This is a genomic window from Verrucomicrobium sp. BvORR106, assembly GCF_000739655.1.
In the GTDB taxonomy this organism is placed as follows: Bacteria; Verrucomicrobiota; Verrucomicrobiia; order Verrucomicrobiales; family Verrucomicrobiaceae; genus Verrucomicrobium.
Genome location: NZ_BATR01000076.1, coordinates 1 through 3,448 on the forward strand (window position 1 = coordinate 1; position 3,448 = coordinate 3,448).

Annotated in this window: 4 protein-coding genes and 1 pseudogene; 4 read left to right on the top strand and 1 reads right to left on the bottom strand. The window is 63.8% G+C overall.

Annotated elements, in window-relative coordinates; all coding sequences use genetic code 11:
* The 4 genes and pseudogenes from BV106_RS11625 to BV106_RS11640 form a co-directional block, all read left to right on the top strand.
* Window positions 1-532 (top strand): annotated as a pseudogene (locus BV106_RS11625) (hypothetical protein); the annotation flags it as partial.
* A gap of 89 nt (window positions 533-621) precedes the next feature.
* On the top strand, window positions 622-918 hold the full coding sequence (locus tag BV106_RS11630; RefSeq protein ID WP_038164656.1) for a hypothetical protein: 297 nt from the start codon (window positions 622-624) through the stop codon (window positions 916-918).
* A gap of 53 nt (window positions 919-971) precedes the next feature.
* Complete coding sequence (locus tag BV106_RS11635) at window positions 972-1,904, top strand: DUF1376 domain-containing protein (protein ID WP_081891674.1); 933 nt, start codon at window positions 972-974, stop codon at window positions 1,902-1,904.
* A gap of 52 nt (window positions 1,905-1,956) precedes the next feature.
* Complete coding sequence (locus tag BV106_RS11640) at window positions 1,957-2,655, top strand: hypothetical protein (protein ID WP_265595575.1); 699 nt, start codon at window positions 1,957-1,959, stop codon at window positions 2,653-2,655.
* Between the two features lie 437 nt (window positions 2,656-3,092).
* Here the strand turns inward: BV106_RS11640 and BV106_RS11645 are convergent.
* Window positions 3,093-3,448: hypothetical protein (locus tag BV106_RS11645; RefSeq protein ID WP_265595576.1), on the bottom strand; the 356-nt coding region annotated here is incomplete at its 5' end.

Sequence of the window (3,448 nt, forward strand, 5' to 3'; positions counted from 1 at the left end):
GAACGACGACAATGATGAGGGTGATGACGACGACAACTATGACCATGGCGATCCTGCAAGACGAGTTGACGACGCTGCCTGCGGAGGAGCTCCCCGGGGACTCCCTGCAGGCGCCCTGCCGGGAGGCCGCGCAGGCACCCGCCCTGGAGCTCATGGTGGCCTTTCACGTGCCGGGGCGGCTGCCCAGCTGGAACACGGTGCTGGCCCTGGGGCACTGGGAGCGGGCGCGGTTCAAGGTAAGTCTCCAGCGCGGTTTCTTGTCCGCATTACGAGCGTGCGAGTCCGCCTGCTCGACGAGGACAATCTCTGCGAGAAATACCACGTGGACTGCTGCCGATACGCTGGCCTCATACCTGATGACGCCCCATCGCAAGTCCGCATCCAGACCCGGCAGCGAAAGGCCCGCCGGGGCGAGGCCGAGCATACGGAGGTCGAGATCTATCGGCTAGTGCCGGAGGAGGCGGCGGCGGAGACGTCGGCCACCCCCGCGACAACCTTCTGTGAACATCAAGCTACTCTGGACCTGGGGTGAAAGTTCAAGCCACAAACTTCAAAGTTCAAACATCAAACATCCAACTCTTAACCCATAACTCATAACTTCTAACTCCTCACCTCATCCCTATGAACTCAGACCGACTCGCTGCCATTTTTGACACTGCCTCCATCGATCTTCGCAAACTCGCTGCCGAGGGGCAGGCGGACATTCTCACCGACCTGGCCGCCGTGGTGGAGGAGGCGCAGGCCGCAGACAAGGAGGCGCTGAAGATGACCTTCGGCTTTCAGATTGTGCTGGACCTGGGCGCGGACAAGCAGACCTCCACCCTCTCCTGGAGCGTGAAGCGCAAGCTGAGCACAGACCACGCGATCGCGAACCCGGATCAAAGCGAGCTGGCACTGGGGATGGAGGCGATGCCGTGAGCAGCGGGCGAACCGTGATGTAAGTGGATAGAACCCAAGAGAGCCTCATTTTCATGCAGAAAGCGACGATGCCCATAGAAGAAGCAGCAGCAGCAGAAGAAGAAGCAGTAGTATCCCCCGAAGTGCGGGATGCCCCGGCGTTCGACTTCTACCCAGAGCGCTGGCTCATGGGCACGGCCCACATGTCTGATGCGGAGCAGATCACCTACCTGCGCCTGCTTTGTCACCAGTGGATGATGCAGGGCCTGCCAGATGAAGCTGCCACGTTGAAGCGGCTGGGCGGTCGCGGGCTCACACCCACGGTGCTGGAGAAGTTCCCCGTGCACAAGGACGGTCGCCGCCGCAACCGGCGGTTGGAGATCCTGCGGAAGGAGCAGCGCGATCGCATCGCCAAGTGCAGCGAGCAGCGCCGGCAGGCAGCGCTGAAGCGTTGGGGTGTGAAGCCTGGGGGCAAAACACCGCCGCCGAAAAAGACTGTGACGGAGTCGCCGCCTGATCCCAACGCATGCGGCCGCATTGCGGGAGCAGATGCATCCGCTTTGCGCCCGGAATGCCCACCACTCACCACCCACCTCCCACCTCAGGAGAGTGAGAGAGCGCGGGAGGGGCCTGTCGCCCCGTCGGTGGAGGAGATCGTTGCCGCCTATCCCCGGCAGGATGCTCCGTTCGACTGCTATGAAGCCGTGCAAATGTCTCTGGATGGGGGCGAGGATCCGCAGCAGTTTCTCGCTGCCGTGAAGACGTGTGCGGAGCACATTCGGGCCACGCCAGGAGGATCGGCCAACCGGTTCGTGCCGAAGGCGCGCAGCTTCTTCCAGCGGGAGGAGTGGCGGTCGCCAGAGAGCTTTGTGAAGACACACTGGGGCGCGGGCAAAGGCTCGGGATCCAGCTCACCCACGGCGTACCAGCCGGACAAGCCGCCCGGCCATGGCTGGGGTGATGCTGGCGATGCCCCCTGGGTGGTGGAGGCGGAGGCGGCGGAGTGAGTGTGCTTTCCTGTAACCTGATACGAGTTTGATCCTGTCCACGTCTATGTCCATGTTCACGACCGCGACTGAAAAAGAGGAGCCGCAAGGCCTGCAGGCAGCCTTGGCCCAGGCGACGGTGCGTTTTGCCCGCCTGACAGAGGATGACGCCTTCTGGAAAAAGCGGGAGACGTTGCTGGCGGAGCGGGAAAGCAAGGCGCTGGAAGAGCGGGAGCGGGAGCTGGCCGCAGAGCGGGTGCGCCGACTGGCGTCGCTGCCTGCGCGGTACCAGGAAACTTTTGATCCCAAGCGCTCCCAGCTCGGCCCGCGGGTGCTAAAGGGGATCTCGATCTGGAAGGAGTCCGCGCCCCTGGGCATCGGCCTGTGCGGGACCACGGGACAGGGGAAGACGCGCGCGCTGTGCTCCATCCTGCGACGGTTGAGTTGTTCCTGGCTGTACCTTCCGGCGGGACGGTTCAGCATCGCGGTGAGTGATCAATGGTCGGATCACTACCGCACGGCCAGCGAGGCCGTGGGCCTGCTCAAGGAGGCGCGCACAGTAAAGGTGCTGCTCCTGGATGATGTGGGTGATGAGAAACACACGGAGGCGGTGACGGCGGAGCTGAAGGAGCTCATCGAGTACCGCACCTCCCGCGGTCTGCCGCTGCTGTGGAGCAGCAACCTCACTCCGGACCAGATCAAGGCGAAGCACGGGGAGCGAGGCGCAGCGATCGTGCGGCGGTTGTCGGAGTTCACCTGGCTGGGGAGATGAGATCCCGCAAAGCGGGAGCGCGTCAGGGTAAGAAGATGCCGAATCTGGCCGGAGGCTGATCTGGTGTTGCGTGATTTCATGGCGGAAACTTCACGCCAACGGCGTGATACAAAATAGCCCGGGGTCAGACCGCGAAGCGGTCGCCACCCCGGGTAGCGATGGGATAGCGATGGAACTCCAAGGGAGTTCTACAGGCCGTTCAGATCATCCGAAGATGATCGCTCTGCATGCGGTGAACACATCAGGGGGCGGCCGCGGTTTGTAGAACTCGCTTCGGAGTTCTGGTGCGCATGCCCATGTACCCAGGGTGGCGGCTCGTGCCTCGCCTGATGAGGGTGCTCAATCCAGGCGCTTGCGCCGTCTCAACCAGCAACGCGTCTCAACAGACCGCTTGCGGTCCCCTCAACCAGCGAAGCGTCTCAACCTTTTCTCCCATCTCACCAGTCGGACGCGCCGTCCCACATCCAGCGGGGGTAGTCGGAGTCGTACTGCATCCTGGCGCCGGGGTGGAGGGCGAGGGGGCGTGTGAGGACGAACTGGTCGCCGAGGTTCTGGTAGATGAGGTGGCTGCGCGAGAAGCGGGGGGCGGTGGCGAGGGCTTCGGGCGGGAGCTCGAAGGGGACGTGGCCGAGGGGGTGGCGGCTCTGGTGGTGGCGGATCAAGGAAATGACTTCATCCGCCCAGGAGAGGGTGCGCTGGTCCTGCCAGGCGGCGAGGCTGCGGGCGGTGTGCCAGGAGAGGGGCAGGGCGAGGAGCGCGGGCAGGGCGATGCGGGCGAGGCTTTTGAGCAATC